Origin of the sequence: Citrobacter sp. RHBSTW-01044 (assembly GCF_013781945.1) — a bacterium.
Classification (GTDB): domain Bacteria; phylum Pseudomonadota; class Gammaproteobacteria; order Enterobacterales; family Enterobacteriaceae; genus Citrobacter; species Citrobacter braakii.
Window position 1 is genome coordinate 3,340,761 of record NZ_CP056180.1, and the last position, 22,015, is coordinate 3,362,775.

Consider the following 22,015-nt stretch of genomic DNA (forward strand, 5'->3'; position numbering starts at 1 on the left):
GCTCCTTACTTAGTACAGAGAGTGGGTGTTGCTTTCAATATCTTCTTTGGTGATGCGACCGAACATCTTCCAGTAACACCAGCCGGTGTACAGCAGAATGATCGGAACGAACACACAAGCTACATACGTCATCAGATTCAGCGTCAGCTGGCTGGACGTTGCATCCCACATGGTCAGACTTGCGTTCATCATGGTGCTGGATGGCATCACAAACGGGAACATTGCGATACCAGCCGTCAGGATGATGCAGGCTAACGTCAGTGAAGAGAAGACGAACGCCCATGCCCCTTTCTCCATACGAGAAGTCAGGATGGTCAACAGCGGCAGAACCACGCCCAGTGCAGGAACCAGCCACAGGATAGGTGCATTGTTAAAGTTCACCATCCATGCGCCAGCCACGCGAGCCACTTCTTTGGTCAGCGGGTTAGAGGCGGCATGATGATCCAGTGCTGAGGTCACAACATAACCGTCAATACCGTAAATCACCCACACACCAGCCAGCGCGAAGCAGACCATAGTGACCAGTGCCGCAACCTGCGACGTTGCACGCGCACGTAGATGCAGTTCACCTACCGTACGCATCTGCAGATAGGTCGCGCCCTGGGTGATGATCATCCCAACACTCACGACACCCGCCAGCAGACCAAACGGATTCAGCAACTGGAAGAAGTTACCGGTGTAGTACAAACGCATGTAGTCGTCTACGTGGAACGGAACCCCTTGCAGCAGGTTGCCGAACGCCACGCCAATAACCAGCGGTGGAACGAAGCTACCAATGAAGATGCCCCAGTCCCACATGTTGCGCCAGCGCATGTCTTCAATCTTGGAGCGGTAATCAAAACCGACCGGACGGAAGAACAAAGACGCCAGTACCAGGATCATCGCCACATAGAAACCGGAGAACGCAGCGGCATACACCATCGGCCAGGCAGCGAACAGTGCGCCACCCGCGGTGATGAGCCAAACCTGGTTACCGTCCCAGTGCGGGGCGATGGAGTTAATCATAATTCGACGCTCGGTATCATTACGACCGAGGAAACGGGTGAGCATGCCCACCCCCATGTCGAAGCCATCAGTGACCGCGAAACCAATCAGCAGAATGCCAACCAGCAGCCACCAGATAAAACGCAATACTTCATAATCGATCATTTGACGACTCCTGTCTTAGCGTGCCGGCTGAGAAGTCACAGTGGACTGCTCGTAGTGATAACGACCGGTTTTCAGGCTACTCGGCCCAAGGCGTGCGAACTTGAACATCAGATACAGTTCAGCCACCAGGAACAGGGTATACAGGCCGCAAATCAACAGCATCGAGAAGATGAGGTCGCCAGCGGTCAGCGAAGAGTTTGCTACGGCTGTTGGTAACACTTCACCAATCGCCCACGGTTGGCGGCCGTACTCTGCAACAAACCAACCGGATTCAATGGCAATCCACGGCAGAGGAATCGCATACAGCGCGGTGCGCAGCAGCCATTTTTTCTCACCGATACGGTTACGAATCACGGTCCAGAAGGACACTGCGATGATTGCCAGCATCAGAATGCCGCACGCCACCATAATACGGAAAGCGAAGTACAGCGGCGCAACGCGAGGAATAGAATCTTTCGTTGCCTGCTGAATTTGCGCTTCGGTCGCGTCGGTGACGTTATCCGTATAGCGTTTCAGCAGCAGACCATAACCCAGGTCTTTCTTCATGCTGTTGAACTGGTCGCGAACGGCCTGATCGGTAGTTCCTGCACGCAGTTCTTCCAGCAGTTGATACGCTTTCATCCCGTTACGGATGCGCTCTTCGTGCTGCACCATCAGGTCTTTCAGACCAATGACCGGTGTATCAACAGAGCGGGTGGCAATGATGCCCAGCGCATAAGGAATTTGAATCGCAAAATGGTTTTCCTGCGCATCCTGGTCCGGAATACCGAACAGGGTAAAGGAAGCCGGTGCAGGCTGCGTTTCCCATTCTGCTTCAATAGCAGCGAGTTTGGTTTTCTGCACGTCGCCCATTTCGTAACCGGATTCATCACCCAGAACGATAACAGACAGAATAGCAGCCATACCAAAGCTGGCGGCGATTGCAAAAGAACGTTTAGCAAACGCGAAGTCACGACCGCGCAGCATATAGTAGGAGCTGATCCCCAGAACGAACATCGCGCCACAAACATAACCAGATGCCACAGTGTGAACAAATTTCACCTGTGCTACCGGGTTGAGCACCAGTTCAGAGAAGCTCAGCATCTCCATGCGCATGGTTTCAAAGTTGAAATCCGCGGCGATTGGGTTTTGCATCCAGCCGTTCGCAACCAGAATCCACAGTGCGGACAGGTTAGAACCCAGGGCCACCAGCCAGGTGACGCACATATGCTGGACTTTACCCAAACGGTCCCAGCCGAAGAAGAACAGACCTACAAAGGTGGATTCGAGGAAGAAGGCCATCAAACCTTCGATCGCCAGCGGCGCACCGAAAATATCCCCTACATAGTGGGAGTAGTAAGACCAGTTAGTCCCGAACTGGAACTCCATGGTCAGACCGGTTGCCACACCCAGAGCGAAGTTGATACCAAACAACTTGCCCCAGAACTTGGTCATATCTTTATAAATCTGTTTGCCGGAAAGGACGTAGACCGTTTCCATGATGGCCAGCAAGAACGCCATACCTAGCGTCAGTGGCACAAACAGGAAGTGGTACATCGCGGTCAAGGCAAACTGTAAGCGCGACAGTTCGACTATATCTAACATCATGACTCCTTGCTCATCGCATGAAGACTCCGAGAGTGAACCCCGTTAGAAAGGGTCACACGCATGCCCCAATACAAATTTATCTGCTTCCCTCCGCCGCTGCTCTTTCTTCTCATTTGAAGAAAGGACAATGATGAAAGGTTACAAACATGTTAATAAAACACTCAAATTGATCCCGCAATTATATTACGCCGTAAAATCCTTACAATAAACAGGTTTTTATCGAGGTAAATTTGCATTTTTCGATAGTGATCAATTTATAGCTAATTTATCACTTTCAGACCAATTTGATCTGCAGCAATTTAACCTCTTTTAAGGCTGTTTACCAAGTTTTAAACATTGATTTAAATCAATTTTCAAATTTAATGTTAATAGTGTTTAACAGTCAGGTGACTAGTGAATGCTATGTTAACGGTATGTTTTTCAATGAGTAATTGCCGTTACTACAAATGATAGGATATTTATTTAAATCTACACGATCTTTTAACCCGCCCGACTGACAAAATTGCCAGCAGATAAAGAGTCACTATTGCTGGGTAGCTCACAGTTTTTTGTTTAGCAAGTCATGGAATTGTTATTTCATACAAATTATTCATTTAAATTTTACTTATAATTAACACCAAGATGTAACTATCTCAAATGGAAGCGAAAGCGTCCCTCATTGACAGACGCATTGGGTTTGACGTCTTCAGCACAGCGCAGGCGTTTCGCTTAAAGCATCACTGAAAGTTATCACTCACTTCTCTTTTTCTCTTATGTGGCAACGTTTAAATATGCCACAAACAATTCATTATCATTTTTATCTTAAATTTAACAAAATATAATTATGTCATATAAGATTAAAAAATAAAAAACCGTTATCCCGTTCACAAGTTATTTAGTAAAGATAATTTTTTAAATTATAAAAAATGACACATGAATGAGACGCACAACAAAATAAGATTTCGATCACAAACATGGCAAGTCATTTATTCGTCATTTTCCTGGTAAATTAAAAAAACCCGCAAAAACAACATTCAACCACCTGATAAACAAGGATTTTTACAAATAAAAAATATAATAATCATTTTGCGCAGGATATTTTGAAAATAGATCAATTGCTTCCTTTTCCGCTTACACAGAAACTCCGACCCTATTAAGAGGTTGTCACAAACCATGTTCTAAATATTAGAAAATAATTTTCACTTATTGACCATCAGCCCTACAGAGGATTACCCATGAAGAAATCTACACTTGTTATTGGCGTCATCGGTGCTGACTGCCATGCAGTAGGTAATAAAGTTCTGGATCGCGTTTTTACTGCTCATGATTTTCACGTAATCAACCTCGGAGTGATGGTGAGCCAGGATGAATATATTGATGCCGCGATTGAAACAGGCGCCGATGCCATCGTGGTGTCCTCTATCTACGGTCATGGCGACATTGACTGCCTCGGGTTACGTGAGCGCTGCATCGAACGCGGCCTCGGCGACATTCTGCTGTACGTCGGTGGCAACCTGGTAGTTGGTAAACATGACTTCGGCGATGTGGAAGTGAAGTTTAAGGAGATGGGTTTTAACCGCGTCTTCGCACCGAGCCACGACCTGGAAGATGTCTGCGCGCTTATCACCAATGATATTCGCCAACACAATGGCCTCGAGCAGCGTTGCCTGGAAGAGGCTATCTGATGCAAACAGTTTCTGTCGATATCGGCTCGACATGGACCAAGGCTGCCCTCTTCGCCCATGAAGGCGAGGAATTAACCCTGGTAAACCATGTCCTGACCCCAACCACCACACATCATCTGGCAGACGGTTTTTTTGCCAGCCTGAATCAGGTGCTGAACGTTGCCGATGCTCGCCCGTTACTGAAAAGTGGTGAAGTGCAGTTGAAATACTCCTCCTCGGCCAAGGGTGGGCTCGCCGTTGCAGCAATGGGGCTGGTGCCTTCCATTACGCTGGAATCAGCAAAAGTTACCGCCCATTCGGCAGGAGCGAAAATCGCGCAATATTATTCGTACAAACTGAACCGGCATGACATCCAGGAGCTGGAATCATCACCGCCAGACATTCTGTTGTTTACCGGCGGTACAGACGGTGGCGAAGAAAGCTACGGCCTTGCGAATGCGCACGCGCTGGCAGGCTCAACGCTTGATTGCGCCATTATCTACGCCGGAAACCGGGACATTCAGGACGAAATACAAACGATTCTGGGACATAAAGATCTGACCACGGTAGACAACATTCTGCCTGACCTCGATCACCCGAATCCGTTTGCCGCGCGCCAGGCGATTTGCGATGTGTTCTTGTCACGCATTGTCAAAGGTAAAGGTCTGGACGTCATCGTCGGCGAAACCGGCGAAGAGCCAATGCCGACGCCATGGACGGTATATGAGTTAGTCAAAGCCATTAGCGATTACGACAGCGCATGGAAGGAATTCATGCTGATTGATATGGGCGGAGCCACCACGGATGTCTATTCGGCCAGCGCGAATACCCTCTCCCCCGATACCGTCCTGCATGGTGTTCCTGAACCGTTCGTCAAACGTACCGTTGAAGGCGACCTGGGAATGCGCGTTTCCGCCGTCGTGGTGGGAGAAAGTACGCAGGATATGGTGAAAGTCATCTTCGCCCAACAACCGCAGCGCGAGGAAGCGTTTTACCGCTATCTGCGTCATCTGGTGGGGCAACCGGATTACCTGCCGCTCAGCGAGGAGGAGAAATATTTCGACACCCTGCTGGCAGGTTTGTGCGTGGGCTATGCCGCTGAGCGCCACGCGGGCACTAAAAAGCAGGTTTGCACCTGCGTGGGTAACGTGGATTTACAGATGGGTCGCGATCTCACCACCGTACGCAAAGTCGTCGGTTCAGGGGGATGGCTCTCTCGCGCCAGCCAGTTCGATATCCATAACTGGCTCAAATACCGGGAGTTGGACGACCAGGGTAAAAGAATTTTGTTACCGAATCAGTTTGAGTATTACCGCGATTCAAATGGCCTGCTCCCGCTACTGGCAAACGTCGCCAGGCTGTACCCGCAAGCCGCTGCTCGCACCAGCATTCAGTGTTTAACCCTATAAAACTTAAGGCAGCTACGAATGGAACTTCGAAATAAAAAATTGACCCATGACGAATTCATGACCGAAAGGCATCAGGTATTACAAACCTGGGAAACCGGCAAAGACGTTGAGAACTTCGAAGATGGCGTGAAGTACCAGCAATCAATTCCGGATAAAAAGCGCTTCTCCCTTGCTCTGCTGAAGGCCGATCAGGAAGGGAAAACCCTGAGCCAGCCGCGCGCAGGCGTAGCATTAATGGATGAGCATATTGCGCTGCTCAAAACATTGCAGGAAGAGTGCGACCTCCTGCCGAGTACTATCGATGCCTATACCCGTCTGAACCGCTATGAAGAAGCCGCTGTCGGGATCCAGAAATCTATCGAAGCAGGTACTTCCAAGCTGAATGGTTTACCGGTCGTCAATCACGGGGTTGCTGCCTGCCGTCGTATGACTGAAGCGCTGGAAAAACCGATCCAGGTTCGTCACGGCACGCCTGATGCGCGCCTGCTGGCAGAAATCGCCATGGCCAGTGGCTTTACCAGCTACGAAGGCGGCGGCATCTCCTACAACATTCCTTACGCTAAACGTGTCACTCTGGAAAAATCCATCCGCGACTGGCAGTACTGCGACCGCCTGATGGGCCTGTACGAAGAGAACGGTATTCGTATCAACCGTGAACCATTTGGCCCACTGACCGGCACCCTGATCCCGCCGTTTATGTCCCACTCGGTGGCGATTATCGAAGGTCTGTTGGCTCTGGAACAAGGCGTCAAGTCAATTACCGTTGGCTACGGCCAGGTCGGTAGCCTAACGCAGGATATTGCAGCGATTCAGGCGCTGCGTGAACTTTCCCACGAATATTTCCATAACCACGGCTTTGACGATTACGAACTGAGTACCGTTTTCCACCAGTGGATGGGCGGATTCCCGGAAGATGAAGCAAAAGCCTTCTCCGTTATCGCCTGGGGCGCAGCGGTTGCCGGTATGTCAGGTGCCACCAAAGTGATCACCAAAAGCCCGCACGAAGCGTTCGGTATCCCAACGGCGGCAGCGAACGCCCAGGGTCTGAAAGCTTCACGCCAGATGCTCAACATGGTCAGCGACCAGAAATTCCCGCAGTGCGCTGCCGTGGAGCAGGAAGTTGATCTGATTAAGAGCGAAGTCCGCGCGGTGCTGAAGAAAGTCTTCGAACTGGGCAATGGCGACATTGCGCGCGGTACGGTGCTGGCCTTTGAAGCAGGCGTACTGGATGTACCTTTCGCGCCTGCCGCCTGTAATGCCGGTAAGATCCTGCCTGTTCGCGATAACACAGGCGCCATCCGTATTCTCGAAGCCGGTGCCGTTCCGCTGCCGAAAGACATTCTTGCCCTGCACCACGACTACGTCGCAGAGCGCGCGCATTTCGAAGGCCGCAAGCCTTCTTTCCAGATGGTCATTGATGACATCAACGCCGTATCCCACAGTAAATTAATAGGAAGACCATAATGAAAATTAAACAGGCCCTTTTCACAGCTGGCTACTCCTCATTTTATTTTGACGATCAGCAGGCCATCAAAAACGGCGCCGGTCATGACGGGTTTATCTATACCGGCGCTCCGGTAACGCCTGGATTTACATCTGTTCGTCAGGCGGGTGAATGCGTATCCGTACAGCTGATTCTGGAAAACGGCGCGGTAGCGGTGGGCGATTGTGCAGCGGTGCAATATTCAGGTGCAGGTGGACGCGATCCGCTGTTCCTGGCTGAAAACTTCATTCCGTTCCTTAACGATCACATCAAACCGCTGCTGGAAGGCCGTGACGTTGATTCGTTCCTGACCAACGCCCGTTTCTTTGACGAACTGCGTATTGACGGCCATCTGCTGCATACCGCCGTACGTTATGGTCTGTCTCAAGCGCTGCTCGACGCGGCGGCACTGGCTACCGGTCGTCTGAAAGCAGAAGTGGTTTGTGATGAATGGCAACTGCCGTGCGTCCCGGAAGCCATTCCATTATTTGGCCAGAGCGGCGACGACCGTTATATCGCCGTCGACAAGATGATCCTCAAAGGTGTGGACGTCCTGCCGCATGCGCTGATCAATAACGTAGAAGAGAAGCTGGGCTTCAAAGGCGAAAAACTGCGTGAGTACGTCCGCTGGTTGTCTAACCGCATCCTGAGCCTGCGCACCAACGAAACCTATCACCCGACGCTGCATATTGATGTCTACGGCACCATCGGTCTGATCTTCGATATGGATCCGGTGCGTTGCGCCGAATATATCGCCAGCCTGGAAGCCGAAGCTCAAGGCCTGCCGCTGTACATTGAAGGCCCGGTAGATGCCGGTAACAAGCCGGATCAGATCCGCATGCTCACCGAGATCACTCAGGAGCTTACCCGTCTGGGTTCCGGCGTGAAAATTGTTGCGGATGAATGGTGTAACACCTATCAGGATATCGTGGACTTCACCGACGCGGGCAGTTGCCACATGGTGCAGATCAAGACCCCGGATCTGGGCGGTATTCACAACATCGTCGATGCGGTGCTGTATTGCAACAAACACGGAATGGAAGCCTATCAGGGTGGTACCTGTAACGAAACGGAAATCAGTGCGCGTACCTGCGTACACGTCGCGCTGGCTGCGCGTCCAATGCGCATGCTGATCAAGCCGGGTATGGGTTTCGATGAAGGTCTCAACATCGTGTTTAACGAAATGAACCGCACCATCGCGCTGTTGCAAACTAAGGATTAAGAGATGGCACGCACATTTAAGATCTTATCGCCTACGGCTATCCTGGGTTATGGCTTCCCGGAAGAAAGTTTTCGTAAAGCCATGGAAGAGTCACCGGATCTTATTGCTGTTGACGCAGGTTCCTCCGATCCAGGCCCCCACTATCTGGGGGCGGGTAAACCCTTTACCGACCGGGCCGGTGTGAAACGCGATCTGCGCTATATGATCGTGGCAGGCGTGAAGAACAACATCCCGGTAGTGATCGGCACGGCCGGTGGTTCTGGCGCAGCTCCGCATCTGGAGTGGTGTCGCCAGATAATCCATGAGATCGCACAGGAAGAAAAACTGTCCTTCTCAATGGCGTTAATCCCGTCTGATGTCGACAAAGAAATCGTTCATCAGGCGCTGGATAACGGCAAAATCACCGCGCTCGATTTTGTGCCTGAACTGACTCACGATGCAATTGAAGAGAGCACCTACATTGTCGCGCAGATGGGCGTCGAGCCTTTTCAGCGTGCGCTCGAAGCTGGCGCGCAGGTGGTGCTGGGCGGACGTGCCTACGATCCGGCCTGCTTCGCCGCGCTGCCAATAATGCAGGGCTTTGATGAAGGTCTGGCACTTCATTGCGGGAAGATCCTTGAGTGTGCTGCCATTGCCGCCACCCCTGGCTCCGGCTCAGATTGTGCGATGGGGATCATTGATGACAACGGCTTTACGCTGAAGGCGTTCAATCCCAAGCGTAAGTTCACTGAAACTTCCGCTGCGGCGCACACCCTGTATGAGAAGTCCGATCCGTACTTCCTGCCAGGACCAGGCGGCGTGCTGAACCTGAAAGCGTGCACCTTTACCCAGGTTAACGAGGGCGAAGTGTATGTCAGTGGTTCACGTCATGAAGAAACACCGTATGCGTTGAAACTGGAAGGCGCGCGTCAGGTTGGCTTCCGTTGCCTGACCATCGCCGGAACGCGCGACCCAATTATGATTGCCGGGATTGACACCATTCTCGAAGAGGTACAGGCAAGCGTGGCGCGTAACCTCTCACTGAATGACGACAGTATCCGCATGACGTTCCACCTGTATGGTAAGAACGGTGTGATGGGCAACCATGAACCGATGAAAACCGCCGGTCATGAGCTGGGGATTTTACTGGATGTCGTTGCGCCGACGCAGGATATCGCCAACAGCGTTTGCTCGCTGGTACGCTCTACCCTGCTGCACTACGGCTATGAAAATCGCATTGCGACTGCGGGCAACCTCGCCTTCCCGTTCTCGCCATCTGATATTCAAAGTGGACCGGTGTATGAGTTCTCGATCTATCACCTGATTGAAGCGAGCGATGCGCTGCGATTTGATTTCCACATTGAACAGGTGACGCCAGAAGGAGTTCAGGCATGAAACACTCAATTTGTTCACTGGCGCAGGTTATTCGCTCCAAAAACGCCGGACCTTACGAACTGGTTTTAGATATTTTATTTAAAACCAGGGAAGACTATCAGCGGGTAAAAGCCTGCGAGCAATTAACACCGCAGCTCATTGCCAGTTTATATAATGTTGAACCTGACTTCATTCACAATATCGTGTGGTTCGATCCGGCGAATGCCGTAAAAATCGTCATGCCGCGCGATATTATTTCCGGCAACGTCGGTGACAATGATGTTTATGGTGCGCAGCAACACGCTCCATTATTAAGTATTGAGTTCGACTTGTAACAAAAAACACAATAACAACCATTGGAGCACAGAATTCAGCGGTATCACAGTGCTTCGAATTATTCATGCGGTTGGTCACAACAGGCGTGCGTCTGAGCTGCTGTCCAGGCTCAGGCGCACGCCACCCTACACAATTCCAATTACCAGCCTTTATCCGATGGAGTACACATGAAGAAAATAAGTTTAACGAAGATGATCATATTAGGCCTGATACTCGGCATGATTGCCGGGGTGGCCATAAATAATATGGCCGCGGCTGAAACCGCAAAATCCTATGCAGCAGATATTTCTATTTTTACCACTATATTCTTACGCATGGTAAAAATGATTATCGCGCCATTGGTTATTTCAACTCTGGTTGTTGGTATTGCCAAAATGGGCGATGCCAAAACGCTGGGACGTATATTTTCGAAAACCTTCTTCCTGTTTATTTGCGCCTCTCTGGTGTCAATTGCACTGGGTCTGGTTATCGTTAACATCTTCCAGCCAGGCGCGGGGATCAACTTCGTGCCACATGACGTCGGGGCTGTTGCCGCCGTTAAGTCAGAGCCATTCACGCTGAAAGTGTTTATCTCGCACGCGGTACCGACCAGTATTGTCGATGCGATGGCGCGTAACGAAATTCTGCAGATCGTGGTGTTCTCAATTTTCCTCGGTTGCAGCCTGGCCGCGATTGGTGAAAAAGCCGAGCCTATCGTGAAGGTTCTGGATTCACTGGTACACGTGATGCTGAAGCTGACGGGCTACGTCATGCTGTTTGCACCACTGACCGTTTTTGCCGCTATTTCTGGTCTGATTGCCGAACGTGGTCTGGGGGTGATGGTCAGCGCCGGGATCTTCATGGGTGAATTCTATCTGACCCTGGGTATGCTGTGGGCAATCCTGATTGGCCTGTCAACCATGATAGTCGGGCCTTGCATCGCGCGTTTGACCAAATCAATCCTCGAGCCTGCACTGCTGGCCTTTACTACCTCCAGCTCAGAAGCCGCCTTCCCGGGCACCCTGGACAAGCTGGAAAAATTCGGCGTTTCTTCAAAAATCGCCAGCTTCGTTCTGCCTATCGGTTACTCCTTTAACCTGGTCGGCTCCATGGCGTACTGCTCATTTGCCACCGTCTTTATTGCTCAGGCGTGCAACATTGAGCTGAGCATGGGCGAGCAAATTACCATGCTGTTAATCCTGATGCTGACCTCTAAAGGGATGGCGGGCGTACCGCGTGCATCAATGGTGGTTATCGCCGCAACTCTGAACCAGTTCAACATTCCTGAAGCTGGTCTGATCCTGTTGATGGGCGTCGATCCGTTCCTTGATATGGGTCGTTCTGCTACCAACGTCATGAGTAACGCAATGGGTGCTGCCATTGTAGGTCGCTGGGAAGGTGAACACTTCGGCCAGGGTTGTCGTGGCACTGCACCAGTGAAGACCCCGGAACAAGAACGTCCGGTTACCGAAACAGAAGTCGCGTTGTCCTGATACGACGTTTTTGCCGGATGACGCTTACGCTTATCCGGCCTACATAACGTTTAACTATCCGTTGGCCGGATAAGGCGGTAAGCCGCCATCCGGCACCATGATGAGCACACCAACAGGATTGCACCATGACTAAAACTCTTCTCGGCGTGAGTATTTTTTCCTTCAGCGTTTTGTTTAGCGCAACGACTCTCGCGCAAACCACGCCGGATTACGCAAAGCTTATCGACCAGGCACATCAAAAATATAAAAGTAACCACGATGGAAAAGTCGCCGACTACATCCCTGCCCTGGCGACCTACAGCCCGAATAACTTTGCCATCACCATTGCCACGGTGGACGGCAAGATCTACCAGGTTGGCGATGTTAACAAACCCTTCCCCATGGAATCCCTGAGCAAAGTCTTCACCATGGCGCTCGCCATGGAACAGCACGGCCCTCAGGTGGTGCTGGATAAACTCGGGGCCAATGCCACCGGCATGCCCTTCAACTCCGGTTTAGCGGTTGAGCTGACCAAAGGCGCACCTGAGAACCCGCTGGTAAACGCCGGGGCGATGAGCACCGTTAGCCTGATTGAAGCCAAAGACAAAACCGATCGCTGGAACAAAATCCTCGACAACCTGAACGTCTGGGCCGACGCCACGCTCACGGTTAATGAGCCGGTCTTTAAATCCGAGATGGAAACCAACCAGCACAATCAGGCGCTGGCGAAGCTGATGGAATCCTATAACAGCTTCTATGGCAATACCGACGAAGCTGTCGAAATTTATACCCGTCAGTGCTCGGTGGATATCACCGTTGAGCAACTGGCCAAAATGGGGGCGGTACTGGCGAACAAAGGCAAATCTCCATTCAACGGCAAGCAGTTGCTGAATGAAAAATATGTTCCGCAGGTGCTGGCAGAAATGGCGATTGCCGGACTATACGACGGCAGCGGTAAATGGCTCTACACCGTGGGCATCCCGGCAAAAAGCGGCGTCGGCGGCGGCATGGTCGCCGTTGTCCCGGGCGAATATGCGATTGCCGTCTATTCTCCGCCGCTGGATGAAGCCGGTAACAGCGTTCGCGCCCAGAAAACGATCGAATATGTCGCCGAAGCGACAAAAGCCAATGTCTTTTTAGCGCATTAAGCAATTACGGATGGCGTGAGCGCCATCCGACATATTAACTAAAAGGTGAGATGTAAACATGTCTAAACCATTTGTCTGGCAGGAACTCTTTGTTCAGAGTAAAGATAATACCGAATATGAATTACTGAGTAACCAGCACGTTGCGGTAACGGAGTTAGACGGAGAGGAAGTGATTAAGGTTGCGCCAGAAGCGCTAACCTTATTAGCCCAGCAGGCATTTTATGAGGCTTCATTTTTCCTGCGCGCCGGACATTTAAAACAGATAGCCAGCATTCTGCACGATCCGCAGGCCAGCAGTAACGATAAGTACGTCGCATTGCAACTGCTACGCAATGCTGAGGTTTCGGCCAAAGGCGTCCTGCCCAACTGCCAGGATACCGGGACGGCAACCATTGTGGCCTGCAAAGGACAGCATGTCTGGACCGGCGGCGATGACGCAGAAGCATTAAGCAAAGGCGTGTACACCACCTTCACCGAAAACAACCTGCGTTACTCGCAAAATGCCCCGCTGGACATGTATACCGAGGTCAATACCCAGACTAACCTGCCGGCGCAAATCGACATCAGCGCCACGCCGGGTAACGAATACCGTTTCCTGTTCGTCAACAAAGGCGGCGGCTCTGCTAACAAAGCGGCGCTGTTCCAGGAAACCAAATCTATTCTGCAGCCGGAAAAGCTCACCGCGTTTCTGATCGAAAAAATGAAATCACTGGGTACAGCCGCCTGCCCGCCGTATCACATCGCTTTCGTCGTTGGAGGCTTGTCCGCCGACCAGACGCTGAAAGTTGCTAAACTGGCTTCAACTAAATATTACGATAACCTGCCCACCAGCGGGAACGAATTGGGTCAGGCATTCCGCGATACGGCGCTGGAAGCCGAGCTGCTCAACGCCAGTCGCGAGTTTGGCATCGGCGCGCAGTTTGGCGGCAAATACTTTGCCCACGATATCCGGGTGATCCGCCTGCCACGCCACGGCGGCTCCTGCCCTATCGCCATGGCTCTCTCCTGCTCAGCCGACCGCAACATCAAGGCCAAAATCAACAAACACGGAATCTGGCTGGAAAAACTCGAGCATAATCCGGGCAAATTTATTCCCGATTCACAGCGGGTAGAAAATGGCGCCCAGACCGTACAACTGGATCTGAATCGTCCGTTGCGCGAGATCCTGCAGGATCTCACCACTCTGCCAATTGGGACGCGTTTATCGTTAAACGGCCCGATTGTTGTGGCTCGCGATATCGCGCATGCCAAAATCAAAGAGCGCCTGGATAACGGCGAACCGATGCCAGATTACATGAAAAACCATATCGTCTATTACGCGGGCCCGGCTAAAACCCCCAGTAATCTGGCCTGCGGTTCGCTCGGTCCCACAACCGGCGGGCGCATGGACGGTTACGTCGATGCTTTCCAGGCCGCGGGCGGCAGTCTGATCATGTTGTCGAAAGGCAACCGCAGCGCGCAAGTCACGGATGCGTGTCGCAAACATGGTGGTTTTAACCTTGGCAGCATTGGCGGCGCCGCAGCCTTGTTGGCGCAGCAGTACGTGAAGAGCCTGCACTGCCTTGAATATCCCGAGCTGGGAATGGAAGCGGTGTGGATGATGGAAGTTAAAAATATGCCGGCCTTCGTATTAGTGGATGACAAAGGCAATAACTTCTTTAGCCAGTTTGAGCAGCAGCACCGCTGCGCAACCTGTCCGGCAGGACATTAAGGAGTCACCATGGAAGCGCGAGCCAATAATGACAGACACCGCCAGCGTCAGCAGAAACTGAAAGAACAGGTTGATACCCGCGTGGCGGCGGCAACGGAGAAGAAAGGGATCCTGATTGTCTTCACCGGCAACGGTAAAGGAAAATCCACCGCAGCCTTTGGTACGGCAACGCGCGCGGTTGGTCACGGAAAAACCGTTGGCATCGCGCAGTTTATTAAAGGCCAGTGGGATAATGGCGAGTACAACACGCTGCAACCGCTCGGTGTCGAATTTCATATTATGGGCACCGGATTTACCTGGGAAACCCAAAATCGGCAAGCGGATATCGAGGCGGCAACGGTAGTCTGGCAGGAAAGTAAGCGCATGCTGGCTGATCCGCAGTACGATCTGGTGGTGTTGGATGAGCTCACCTACATGCTGGCTTACCACTATCTGGACACCCAGGAGGTTATCAGCGCCATCGAAAATCGCCCTGCGGAGCAAAGCGTCATCGTGACCGGGCGCGGATGCCATGCGCTGCTACTGGAACTGGCCGATACGGTCAGTGAAATTCGCCCGGTCAAGCACGCGTTTGACCGCGGGATTCAGGCACAGATTGGAATCGACTGGTAGCCGTTCTTTTGCCGGATAACGATGCTAACGCGTCTTATCCGGCCTACCAATCTTTGTAGGCCTGATAAAGCGCAAACCACCATCAGGTAGCCGACACCACGGACTTACTGAGCAACCAGTTACGAAATGTCTGTAAATGCGCAGACTCCGATTTCTCTTCACGCCACGTCATAATGAAACGGTTTCCGGTGCGCATTGGAACATCGCAAGGAATGACCATATCACCATTATCCAGATCGTGCTGAATGGCAAAACGAGGAAGCAGCGCAACCCCCAGATTAGAACGGACCGCCGCAATCAACATCGACAACAGATCAAATCTCGGGCCTTTATTTACCAGCGGACTGCTGACGTTGGACAGCGCAAACCATTCCTGCCAGCCTTTGATTCGCGTACTCTGGTGCAACAGCGGGTATTCGTTCAGCAGTTCGTGGACTGACAGTTTCCGTTCCGGTTCGGCCAGCAGACAGCGGCTGCAAACTGGCAGAATTTCCTCTTCAAACAGGTACTCAACCTCTGACCACGGTGAGTAGAAATCTTCGCGCATAATTGCCGCATCATACTCACGATTAAGAAAATCACCGATATTCGCCAGCGAATGGATGTTCACAATAATATCAGGATTGAGTTTGTTAAACTCGCGCAGGTTGGGGATCAACCAATGCGTACTGAACGTCGGATTTACCGCCAGCTCAATAACCTGTACGGTCGGTTGCCAGGTCATTATTGTGGTCGTATCGCGCTCGAGTTTATTTAACGTTTCTTTAACGATACTTAAATAATGTTTGCCGGCCGCATTTAAAAAAATACGTTTTTTGGCATGATTAAATAGCGCGGTATTAAGAAAATCCTCCAGTGCATTCACCTGGCGGAAAACAGCACTTTGTGTTAACGCCAACTCTTCAGCTGCCCGGGTATAACTTTCGTGACGCGCAACCACTTCAAAAGTTACCAGCAACTCCGTCTTGGGTATTTTTCCTCTCATAACCTCTTCCATATGCAGCGTACAAAAATAGTTTAATTTATAAAAAATAATTCAAAGCACCCAGATAAGCACCGAGAGTTATATTTTATTTTCTCCATTGATGTCATTGATCCAATCCATGATTTGCTCACACTGATGGCGGATAAATATTAACCAATAATACTCAAGCACAACAATAAACACAATTTAAATAAGGTTAAACCTAAGTAAATAGTGCCAATAAGTTCTTAATAATTTTTCAAGTCTTCTTGTTTATTGCAGAAAAAACTTTGCGAGATTAATCAATATTATCCATGCGCTAATCCTGGATAATTTCACGTTATAACTTACGGGCAAACGACTGCTTTTAATCATTTATTGATGTCGTTTGTGCCATTTTTTGACAGACGTGATAAAGGACACATTGTGAAAACTTTCGGAAAGGTCTGGCTCGTTGGAGCAGGTCCTGGTGATATTTCATTACTGACCCTCAAAGCAATGATGTGCATTAAACAGGCCGACGTCATTATTTACGATCGGCTGGTCAATCCTAAAATTTTGGAATGGGCATTACCTGACTGCCTGCTTATCAATGTCGGCAAAAATCCAGGCTTCCATTGCGTTCCCCAGGATGAAATCAACGCACTGCTGGTCCAGTATGCCCAAACACACCACAACATTGTGCGCCTCAAAGGTGGCGATCCGTATGTATTTGGCCGTGGGGCTGAAGAAGTGGAGGATCTGGTTGAAATGGGCATCCCTTTTGAAGTTGTACCGGGTATTAGTTCTACGATTGGCGGCCTGACCTATGCCGGTATCCCGGTGACGCATCGCGATTTTGCCTCCGGCTTTCACGTGGTGACTGGCCACACGCGGGAAGGCAATCAGCAGCAGGACTGGCGTCAACTGGCGAAACTTAACGGCACGTTGGTCATCGTCATGGGTATCGCCAATCTGGCGTTTATCTGTGAAGAGCTGTTGATGGGCGGTAAATCAGCAGACACGCCCGCCGCGCTAATTATGTCCGCGACCCGAGAAAATCAACGTCGCCTGACCTGCACGCTCGGTTCATTATTGAGCAAGGCGCAGGAAGCTAATATTGTACCACCGGCGCTGATTGTAATCGGAGATGTGGTGACCCTGAGCGATCGGCTCTCTTTTATACCTGAAGCCATCCCGCTGCCAGACAATCTTTACTGCGAAAGTCTGGCGTGACGAAAAGACTGGGGCGACGTTTGATGCGCCGCCCGGAAAACGCGGCAAAAGTAACTGGTTTGCGCGTATTGCAGTTTCCTGGCAATACTGTCTATGGAATGATCCGGATCGTGTAATAACTCCCCTGCTTTTTGCATTTTTTTCTGACTCACCCAGGTTTTAAAATTAACACCCTGGCGTTTCTTGAAAAAACGGCTGAAATAGTTCGCGCTTAAGCACACATGAGCCGCGACAGATTCCAGAGACAATTCACCATACAAATTCTCGTCAATATAACGCAGCGCCGCCATAAGTTTTTTCTCGTGACGTGAAGGCTCAGTGAAATAATGATGAGCGTAACGGGTTGCCGGAACCTCAATCTTCTCAGAGATCAATTGTTCTTTCTCAAAATTATCAACAATAAAACTTAACAAATTTGCTGACGCCACCAGTACATTATTATCCACCATCGCAGACTGGCCCCACTCTGCTTTAATTTCGGGGTTATTAATCCATGAGTTTTTGTTATCAATAGCGATAGTTTTATATTCCTGATATTTTACCCGCACCTGCCCGCAGATAATAAAACCGTAAAGGTGTCCCTCATGAATTAATGGCATCGAGAACAGGCTTAGCCCTGCATGACAGGTGAGTATTCTGGGTTTAAGCTGTTTTAATGCCTCAAAAGCACAGTACTTGTCGCACTTTTGGCAACCTGCTCGATAGCGCTCATCCGCACGCATTGATGTGCAAAACGAATTAAAATTATGACATTCAGACAACGCTATACCGTTAATATCAACGACGACTGTGGCTAACCCAGTGGCTCGGGAGAAGAGTTCTGCGATAGAGAAAAAACGGTGTAAATAGTCATCCTGGATTTTCAGCGGCACGTTATCCTCCGGCATTAATAATATTAAGGCCGCTAATATGCAAAAATTAGCCTCAGGAAAGAATGATGCTCACCGCAAAAAATAATCTCATTTGTGCAGATGATTATGATCAATTGGCAAGAAAATTATAGCAACCACGATAATACTCTGCAGCACACCGCGACTTCGCTTTCTCAAAGATTAACGAATCTTCACACTCTCTTGTGAGACTCTTTTCGCAACACCCAACACCTAACTTCATTATTTTCAATAAATTACCCGTTTTTAATCTGAATCGATGATGTGCTTATTTGTGATAATCATCATGTGAATGTGAAAGGCCCTCCTGAATAATATGTTCAATTAGCAAACAATCTGAACGGAGTTGATCCATGGCCGTCACCACAGGCGTTATCGCCGACGATTTTACCGGCGCAACGGACATTGCAAGCTTTATGGCGCAGCAGGGGTGGCGCGTCGCGCTTCTGCCCGGTATGCCCGATACCGCGCAATGCTGGAATGAAGAGGTTGACGCTATCGTCATCTCGCTGAAAAGCCGCTCATTACCCGCAGAACAGGCCGTCACCCAATCCCTGTCCTGTGCCCGCTGGCTGAAACAAAATGCAGGTGTCCGCCAGATTTATTTTAAATATTGTTCGACGTTTGACTCCACGCCAACAGGCAATATTGGCCCGGTCAGCGATGCATTGATGAACGACCTGCAGGTTCCGCTGATCGTCCACTGCCCCGCTCTGCCGCAAAACGGACGCACGGTGGTGCATGGTCATCTTTTTGTACACGGTGTACTGCTTAACGAATCCGGGATGGAAAAGCATCCGCTCAATCCAATGAACGATGCCAGCCTGCCGCGCCTGCTGAGCGCGCAAACGCCAGGCGCGGTTGGTTGCATCAACCTCACGACCCTGCGTCAAGGTGTGGAAGCGGTCACTTACGCCCTGGCCCAACTTCAGGCTGAAGGTACGCGTCACGTTATCGTCGATACGCTGGATGAAGCAGATCTCAACACGCTGGCGCAAGCTCTCCATGCCAGCCCTCTGTTAGCCGGTGGCTCCGGGCTCGGCGGCGCGCTGGCCGCCTGCAGCGGAGGCCAGCAATCCATGCCGCCGGACTCTTTTCCACTGCCTGCCAAAACGGTGGTGTTCTCCGGTAGCTGTTCGGCAATGAGCAATCGTCAGGTTAATCGCTATAAGGCCGCATCAGCGTCTCGTTTGCTTGATGTGTCCCGCTGCCTGTCTGATGCCGAACGCTACACCGATGAACTGAGCGCCTGGGCGATGACGCATATCAGCGACTCATTAGCGCCACTGATATACGCCACCCAGCCGCCAGACGTACTCAAACGTATTCAACAGGAGCACGGCGAACAGGTCGCCAGCCAGGCAATCGAACACGCTTTTGCCCGGCTGAGTTCAAAGCTACGAACTGCGGGTGTAAACACCTTTATCGTCGCGGGCGGAGAAACCTCCGGCACCGTTGTGGAAGCCTTGCAGGTGAAGCGTCTGTCCGTCGGCAAAGCCATTGCGCCAGGCGTGCCGTGGGTATTTTCCTCCGGTCTGGCGCTGGCGCTGAAGTCAGGCAACTTTGGTGACGACGATTTCTTTTTTACTGCCCAGGAGTACGCATTATGAATTCGGTGAGTGAACACCAACTGCGCGAACTACTCGTCCACTATGGCCGTTCCCTGTTTATGCGCGGTTACAGCAGCGGCGGTTCCGGCAATCTTAGCGTCAAAATGCCAGATGGCGGCTATCTGGTGACCCCGACCAACTCTTGTCTGGGCGAGCTTGATCCTGCCACGCTAAGTCGACTGGATGCCAACGGCGTTCATCTTAGCGGCGACAAACCCTCAAAAGAGGTGCCCATGCATCTGGCGTGGTATCGACATCGGCCATCCTGCGGCGCGGTCGTGCACCTGCATTCTCCATGGCTGACCGCGCTCTCCTGCCTGCCGTGCACCACGCCGAAAAACTGCCTGCCGCCGTTAACGCCGTACTATGTGATGCGCGTCGGGCAGTTACCGCTGCTGCCCTATTTCAAGCCTGGCCATGAAGGCATTGCCAGCGCACTGAGTGAAATCGCGGCAGACCATACGGCCGCGCTGCTGGCCAATCACGGGCCGGTAGTAAGCGGTCGCTCGCTGCGTGAGGCGGTGTTTAACGCTGAAGAACTGGAAGACAGCGCCCGCATCTGGCTGACGTTAAAACCGCTTGGCTATGTTCCGCTCTCAGAAGAAGCGGTGGCCGAACTTGAACATTCCCGGCAAGCGTGAGGTGACATAATGATCCCCGAGCAACGACGTGATTTTATCTACCGCTACGTGCACGAAAAAAATGCCGCCTCATTTAATGAACTGGCAGATTTGATGAGCGTGTCGCATATGACCGTGCGTCGCGACATCCAGTTGCTGGAAGAAGAAGGCAAAGTTATCGCCATTAACGGCGGAGTGAAGCTGAATAACCTGCTGAAATCCGAGCTGCCATGGCGGGAAAAAGCCGAGTTGAATCATGACGTGAAACGTAAAATGGGCCAGCTCGCCGCCATGCTCATTGAGCCCGGACAAACGCTGTATCTGGATGCCGGAACGTCGTTGTTTGAAGTGGCGAAAGCGGTCGCCGCCAGCCACTGTTTCAATCTGACGGTAGTAACCAACGATTTTTCCATCAGCCACTATCTGATGGATATGCCGCACATCACGCTCTATCACACCGGTGGTCTGGTGGATCAGCGTAACCGCTCATGCCTTGGAAAAAGCGCCGCCAGTTTTCTGCGCACCATTAATATTGACGTGGCGTTTCTGAGCTCCTCATCGTGGGATACCGAACGCGGCATGTCGACGCCGAGCGAAGGGAAAGCCTCGGTTAAAGAAGCGGTACTCACCGTTTCCCGGCGTCGGGTGCTGGTCTGCGACAGCAGTAAGTTTGGCAAATACGGCATGTTCCATATCTGTGGGCTGGAACAGTTAACCGACATTATTTCTGATAACCGGTTACCGGAAAACGCCCAGCAAACTATTGCCAGCCAGGGCGTTAAGCTGCATCTGGTTGATAACCGGGAGGGTGCGCGCCATGCTGAAGTTAGCGGCTAACCTCGACTGGTTGTTTACAGATTTACCGATAGCAGCGCGATTTGCGGCGGCGAAGGCGGCTGGTTTTCGCGGCGTTGAAGGGCTATTTCTCTGGCAGCACCCGCTGGCGCATTTGCACGCTGCACAGCGGGAAACATCCCTGCCGGTGGTGCTGATGAACGCACCGGCGGGTAACTGGGCACAAGGTGAGCGGGGACTGGCCGCGCAGCCCGGTCGAGACCCGGAATTTCACCATAGCCTCAACATGGCGCGTGATTACGCCACGGCGCTGGGCTGTCGTCGGGTTCACGTTATGGCCGGTTCGCGCTGCGACGATCTGACGCTTCACGCTCAGCGCACTCTCCTGACCAACCGGCTGCGTATCGCCTGCGATATGATGGCTGAAGCGGAAATCGATGTGCTGATTGAACCGTTAAATTCGCAGGATATGCCCGGTTATTTTATTGACAGCTTTCCGTTGGCCGAATCTATTATTCAAGAGGTTGGCAAGAAAAATATCGGTTTACAGTTTGATATTTACCACTGTCAGAAAATTCATGGCAATGTGGCAAAAAATATTGAACGCTACTTCACCTTAATTAAACATTTTCAAATTGCTTCTGTCCCCTATCGCCATGAACCGGGAACAGGTGAATTAAATGAAACATGGCTATTCGATTTTATTAGAAAAATCAATTACCAGGGCTGGATTGGCTGTGAATATCAACCATCAACATCAGGGCCCGACTCATTAAACTGGATAAAGCCTTACCTATAATTTAAATATCTCTGTACC

At 51.1% G+C, this 22,015-nt stretch carries 19 protein-coding genes; 15 read left to right on the forward strand and 4 right to left on the reverse strand.

Going from position 1 to position 22,015, the window contains the following annotated elements; genetic code table 11:
* Positions 1–9: 9 nt before the first annotated feature.
* Together cydB and cydA are read right to left on the reverse strand one after the other, a co-directional pair.
* Complete coding sequence (gene cydB / locus HV352_RS16340) at positions 10–1,149, reverse strand: cytochrome d ubiquinol oxidase subunit II (RefSeq protein ID WP_016152310.1); 1,140 nt, start codon at positions 1,147–1,149, stop codon at positions 10–12.
* Between the two features lie 15 nt (positions 1,150–1,164).
* Complete coding sequence (gene cydA, locus HV352_RS16345) at positions 1,165–2,733, reverse strand: cytochrome ubiquinol oxidase subunit I (protein ID WP_016152309.1); 1,569 nt, start codon at positions 2,731–2,733, stop codon at positions 1,165–1,167.
* 1,217 nt (positions 2,734–3,950) lie between these two features.
* On the opposite strand from cydA, the gene glmS reads away from it, so the two are divergent.
* The 10 genes from glmS to cobO all read left to right on the forward strand — a co-directional run bounded on the left by glmS (position 3,951) and on the right by cobO (position 15,104).
* Positions 3,951–4,400 (forward strand): methylaspartate mutase subunit S, encoded by a 450-nt coding sequence (glmS, locus tag HV352_RS16350; protein WP_016152308.1) that lies wholly within the window; start codon positions 3,951–3,953, stop codon positions 4,398–4,400.
* Positions 4,400–5,788, forward strand: coding sequence for a methylaspartate mutase accessory protein GlmL (gene glmL / locus HV352_RS16355; RefSeq protein WP_016156015.1), 1,389 nt, complete (start codon positions 4,400–4,402; stop codon positions 5,786–5,788). The genes glmS and glmL overlap by 1 nt, the downstream gene beginning before the upstream one ends.
* A gap of 18 nt (positions 5,789–5,806) precedes the next feature.
* On the forward strand, positions 5,807–7,252 hold the full coding sequence (locus HV352_RS16360) for a methylaspartate mutase subunit E (RefSeq protein ID WP_016156014.1): 1,446 nt from the start codon (positions 5,807–5,809) through the stop codon (positions 7,250–7,252).
* Positions 7,252–8,493 carry a methylaspartate ammonia-lyase gene (locus HV352_RS16365; protein ID WP_016152305.1) on the forward strand — a complete coding sequence of 414 codons (1,242 nt, stop codon included), beginning with the start codon at positions 7,252–7,254 and terminating at the stop codon, positions 8,491–8,493. The genes HV352_RS16360 and HV352_RS16365 overlap by 1 nt, the downstream gene beginning before the upstream one ends.
* Before the next feature lie 3 nt (positions 8,494–8,496).
* Positions 8,497–9,867 carry an acyclic terpene utilization AtuA family protein gene (locus HV352_RS16370; RefSeq protein ID WP_016156013.1) on the forward strand — a complete coding sequence of 457 codons (1,371 nt, stop codon included), beginning with the start codon at positions 8,497–8,499 and terminating at the stop codon, positions 9,865–9,867.
* A complete protein-coding gene (locus tag HV352_RS16375) occupies positions 9,864–10,181 on the forward strand; it encodes a DUF4387 domain-containing protein (RefSeq protein ID WP_016152303.1) in 318 nt (105 codons plus the stop codon). The genes HV352_RS16370 and HV352_RS16375 overlap by 4 nt, the downstream gene beginning before the upstream one ends.
* A gap of 168 nt (positions 10,182–10,349) precedes the next feature.
* Positions 10,350–11,654 (forward strand): dicarboxylate/amino acid:cation symporter, encoded by a 1,305-nt coding sequence (locus HV352_RS16380; protein ID WP_016152302.1) that lies wholly within the window; start codon positions 10,350–10,352, stop codon positions 11,652–11,654.
* Positions 11,655–11,779: 125 nt separating this feature from the next.
* A complete protein-coding gene (gene glsA, locus HV352_RS16385; RefSeq protein ID WP_016152301.1) occupies positions 11,780–12,781 on the forward strand; it encodes a glutaminase A in 1,002 nt (333 codons plus the stop codon).
* A 58-nt stretch (positions 12,782–12,839) separates the two neighbouring features.
* Positions 12,840–14,492, forward strand: coding sequence for a class I fumarate hydratase (locus HV352_RS16390; protein WP_016152300.1), 1,653 nt, complete (start codon positions 12,840–12,842; stop codon positions 14,490–14,492).
* A 9-nt stretch (positions 14,493–14,501) separates the two neighbouring features.
* Positions 14,502–15,104 carry a cob(I)yrinic acid a,c-diamide adenosyltransferase gene (gene cobO / locus HV352_RS16395; RefSeq protein WP_016156012.1) on the forward strand — a complete coding sequence of 201 codons (603 nt, stop codon included), beginning with the start codon at positions 14,502–14,504 and terminating at the stop codon, positions 15,102–15,104.
* An 82-nt stretch (positions 15,105–15,186) separates the two neighbouring features.
* On the opposite strand, the gene HV352_RS16400 is transcribed toward cobO, so the two are convergent.
* On the reverse strand, positions 15,187–16,089 hold the full coding sequence (locus HV352_RS16400; protein ID WP_016152298.1) for a LysR substrate-binding domain-containing protein: 903 nt from the start codon (positions 16,087–16,089) through the stop codon (positions 15,187–15,189).
* A 405-nt stretch (positions 16,090–16,494) separates the two neighbouring features.
* On the opposite strand from HV352_RS16400, the gene cobA reads away from it, so the two are divergent.
* Positions 16,495–17,283, forward strand: a complete 789-nt coding sequence (gene cobA, locus HV352_RS16405; RefSeq protein WP_181634894.1) for a uroporphyrinogen-III C-methyltransferase — start codon at positions 16,495–16,497, stop codon at positions 17,281–17,283.
* On the opposite strand, the gene HV352_RS16410 is transcribed toward cobA, so the two are convergent.
* The gene (locus HV352_RS16410; protein ID WP_181634895.1) at positions 17,262–18,155 is read right to left on the reverse strand and encodes a PocR ligand-binding domain-containing protein; all 894 of its coding nucleotides are present in this window, start codon (positions 18,153–18,155) and stop codon (positions 17,262–17,264) included. The two genes, cobA and HV352_RS16410, sit on opposite strands and share 22 nt — an antisense overlap.
* Before the next feature lie 371 nt (positions 18,156–18,526).
* Between HV352_RS16410 and otnK the strand changes: the two genes are divergently transcribed.
* Genes otnK through HV352_RS16430 form a run of 4 tightly spaced genes read left to right on the forward strand, consistent with a single transcriptional unit; the run spans position 18,527 to position 21,997 of the window.
* Positions 18,527–19,783, forward strand: coding sequence for a 3-oxo-tetronate kinase (gene otnK / locus HV352_RS16415; RefSeq protein ID WP_109017807.1), 1,257 nt, complete (start codon positions 18,527–18,529; stop codon positions 19,781–19,783).
* Entirely contained in the window at positions 19,780–20,424 is a 645-nt protein-coding gene (locus HV352_RS16420; RefSeq protein WP_016152294.1) for an aldolase, read from the forward strand. The genes otnK and HV352_RS16420 overlap by 4 nt, the downstream gene beginning before the upstream one ends.
* Before the next feature lie 9 nt (positions 20,425–20,433).
* The gene (locus HV352_RS16425; protein WP_016156008.1) at positions 20,434–21,240 is read left to right on the forward strand and encodes a DeoR/GlpR family DNA-binding transcription regulator; all 807 of its coding nucleotides are present in this window, start codon (positions 20,434–20,436) and stop codon (positions 21,238–21,240) included.
* Entirely contained in the window at positions 21,221–21,997 is a 777-nt protein-coding gene (locus HV352_RS16430; RefSeq protein WP_181634896.1) for a TIM barrel protein, read from the forward strand. Before HV352_RS16425 ends, HV352_RS16430 begins: the two co-directional genes overlap by 20 nt.
* Positions 21,998–22,015: the final 18 nt, after the last annotated feature.

Coding starts and splice junctions, on each gene's coding strand:
- cydB (WP_016152310.1), bottom strand. CDS start 1,149: ATGATCGATTATGAAGTATTGCGTTTTATCTGGTGGCTGCTGGTTGGC.
- cydA (WP_016152309.1), bottom strand. CDS start 2,733: ATGTTAGATATAGTCGAACTGTCGCGCTTACAGTTTGCCTTGACCGCG.
- glmS (WP_016152308.1), top strand. CDS start 3,951: ATGAAGAAATCTACACTTGTTATTGGCGTCATCGGTGCTGACTGCCAT.
- glmL (WP_016156015.1), top strand. CDS start 4,400: ATGCAAACAGTTTCTGTCGATATCGGCTCGACATGGACCAAGGCTGCC.
- HV352_RS16360 (WP_016156014.1), top strand. CDS start 5,807: ATGGAACTTCGAAATAAAAAATTGACCCATGACGAATTCATGACCGAA.
- HV352_RS16365 (WP_016152305.1), top strand. CDS start 7,252: ATGAAAATTAAACAGGCCCTTTTCACAGCTGGCTACTCCTCATTTTAT.
- HV352_RS16370 (WP_016156013.1), top strand. CDS start 8,497: ATGGCACGCACATTTAAGATCTTATCGCCTACGGCTATCCTGGGTTAT.
- HV352_RS16375 (WP_016152303.1), top strand. CDS start 9,864: ATGAAACACTCAATTTGTTCACTGGCGCAGGTTATTCGCTCCAAAAAC.
- HV352_RS16380 (WP_016152302.1), top strand. CDS start 10,350: ATGAAGAAAATAAGTTTAACGAAGATGATCATATTAGGCCTGATACTC.
- glsA (WP_016152301.1), top strand. CDS start 11,780: ATGACTAAAACTCTTCTCGGCGTGAGTATTTTTTCCTTCAGCGTTTTG.
- HV352_RS16390 (WP_016152300.1), top strand. CDS start 12,840: ATGTCTAAACCATTTGTCTGGCAGGAACTCTTTGTTCAGAGTAAAGAT.
- cobO (WP_016156012.1), top strand. CDS start 14,502: ATGGAAGCGCGAGCCAATAATGACAGACACCGCCAGCGTCAGCAGAAA.
- HV352_RS16400 (WP_016152298.1), bottom strand. CDS start 16,089: ATGAGAGGAAAAATACCCAAGACGGAGTTGCTGGTAACTTTTGAAGTG.
- otnK (WP_109017807.1), top strand. CDS start 18,527: ATGGCCGTCACCACAGGCGTTATCGCCGACGATTTTACCGGCGCAACG.
- HV352_RS16420 (WP_016152294.1), top strand. CDS start 19,780: ATGAATTCGGTGAGTGAACACCAACTGCGCGAACTACTCGTCCACTAT.
- HV352_RS16425 (WP_016156008.1), top strand. CDS start 20,434: ATGATCCCCGAGCAACGACGTGATTTTATCTACCGCTACGTGCACGAA.
- HV352_RS16430 (WP_181634896.1), top strand. CDS start 21,221: ATGCTGAAGTTAGCGGCTAACCTCGACTGGTTGTTTACAGATTTACCG.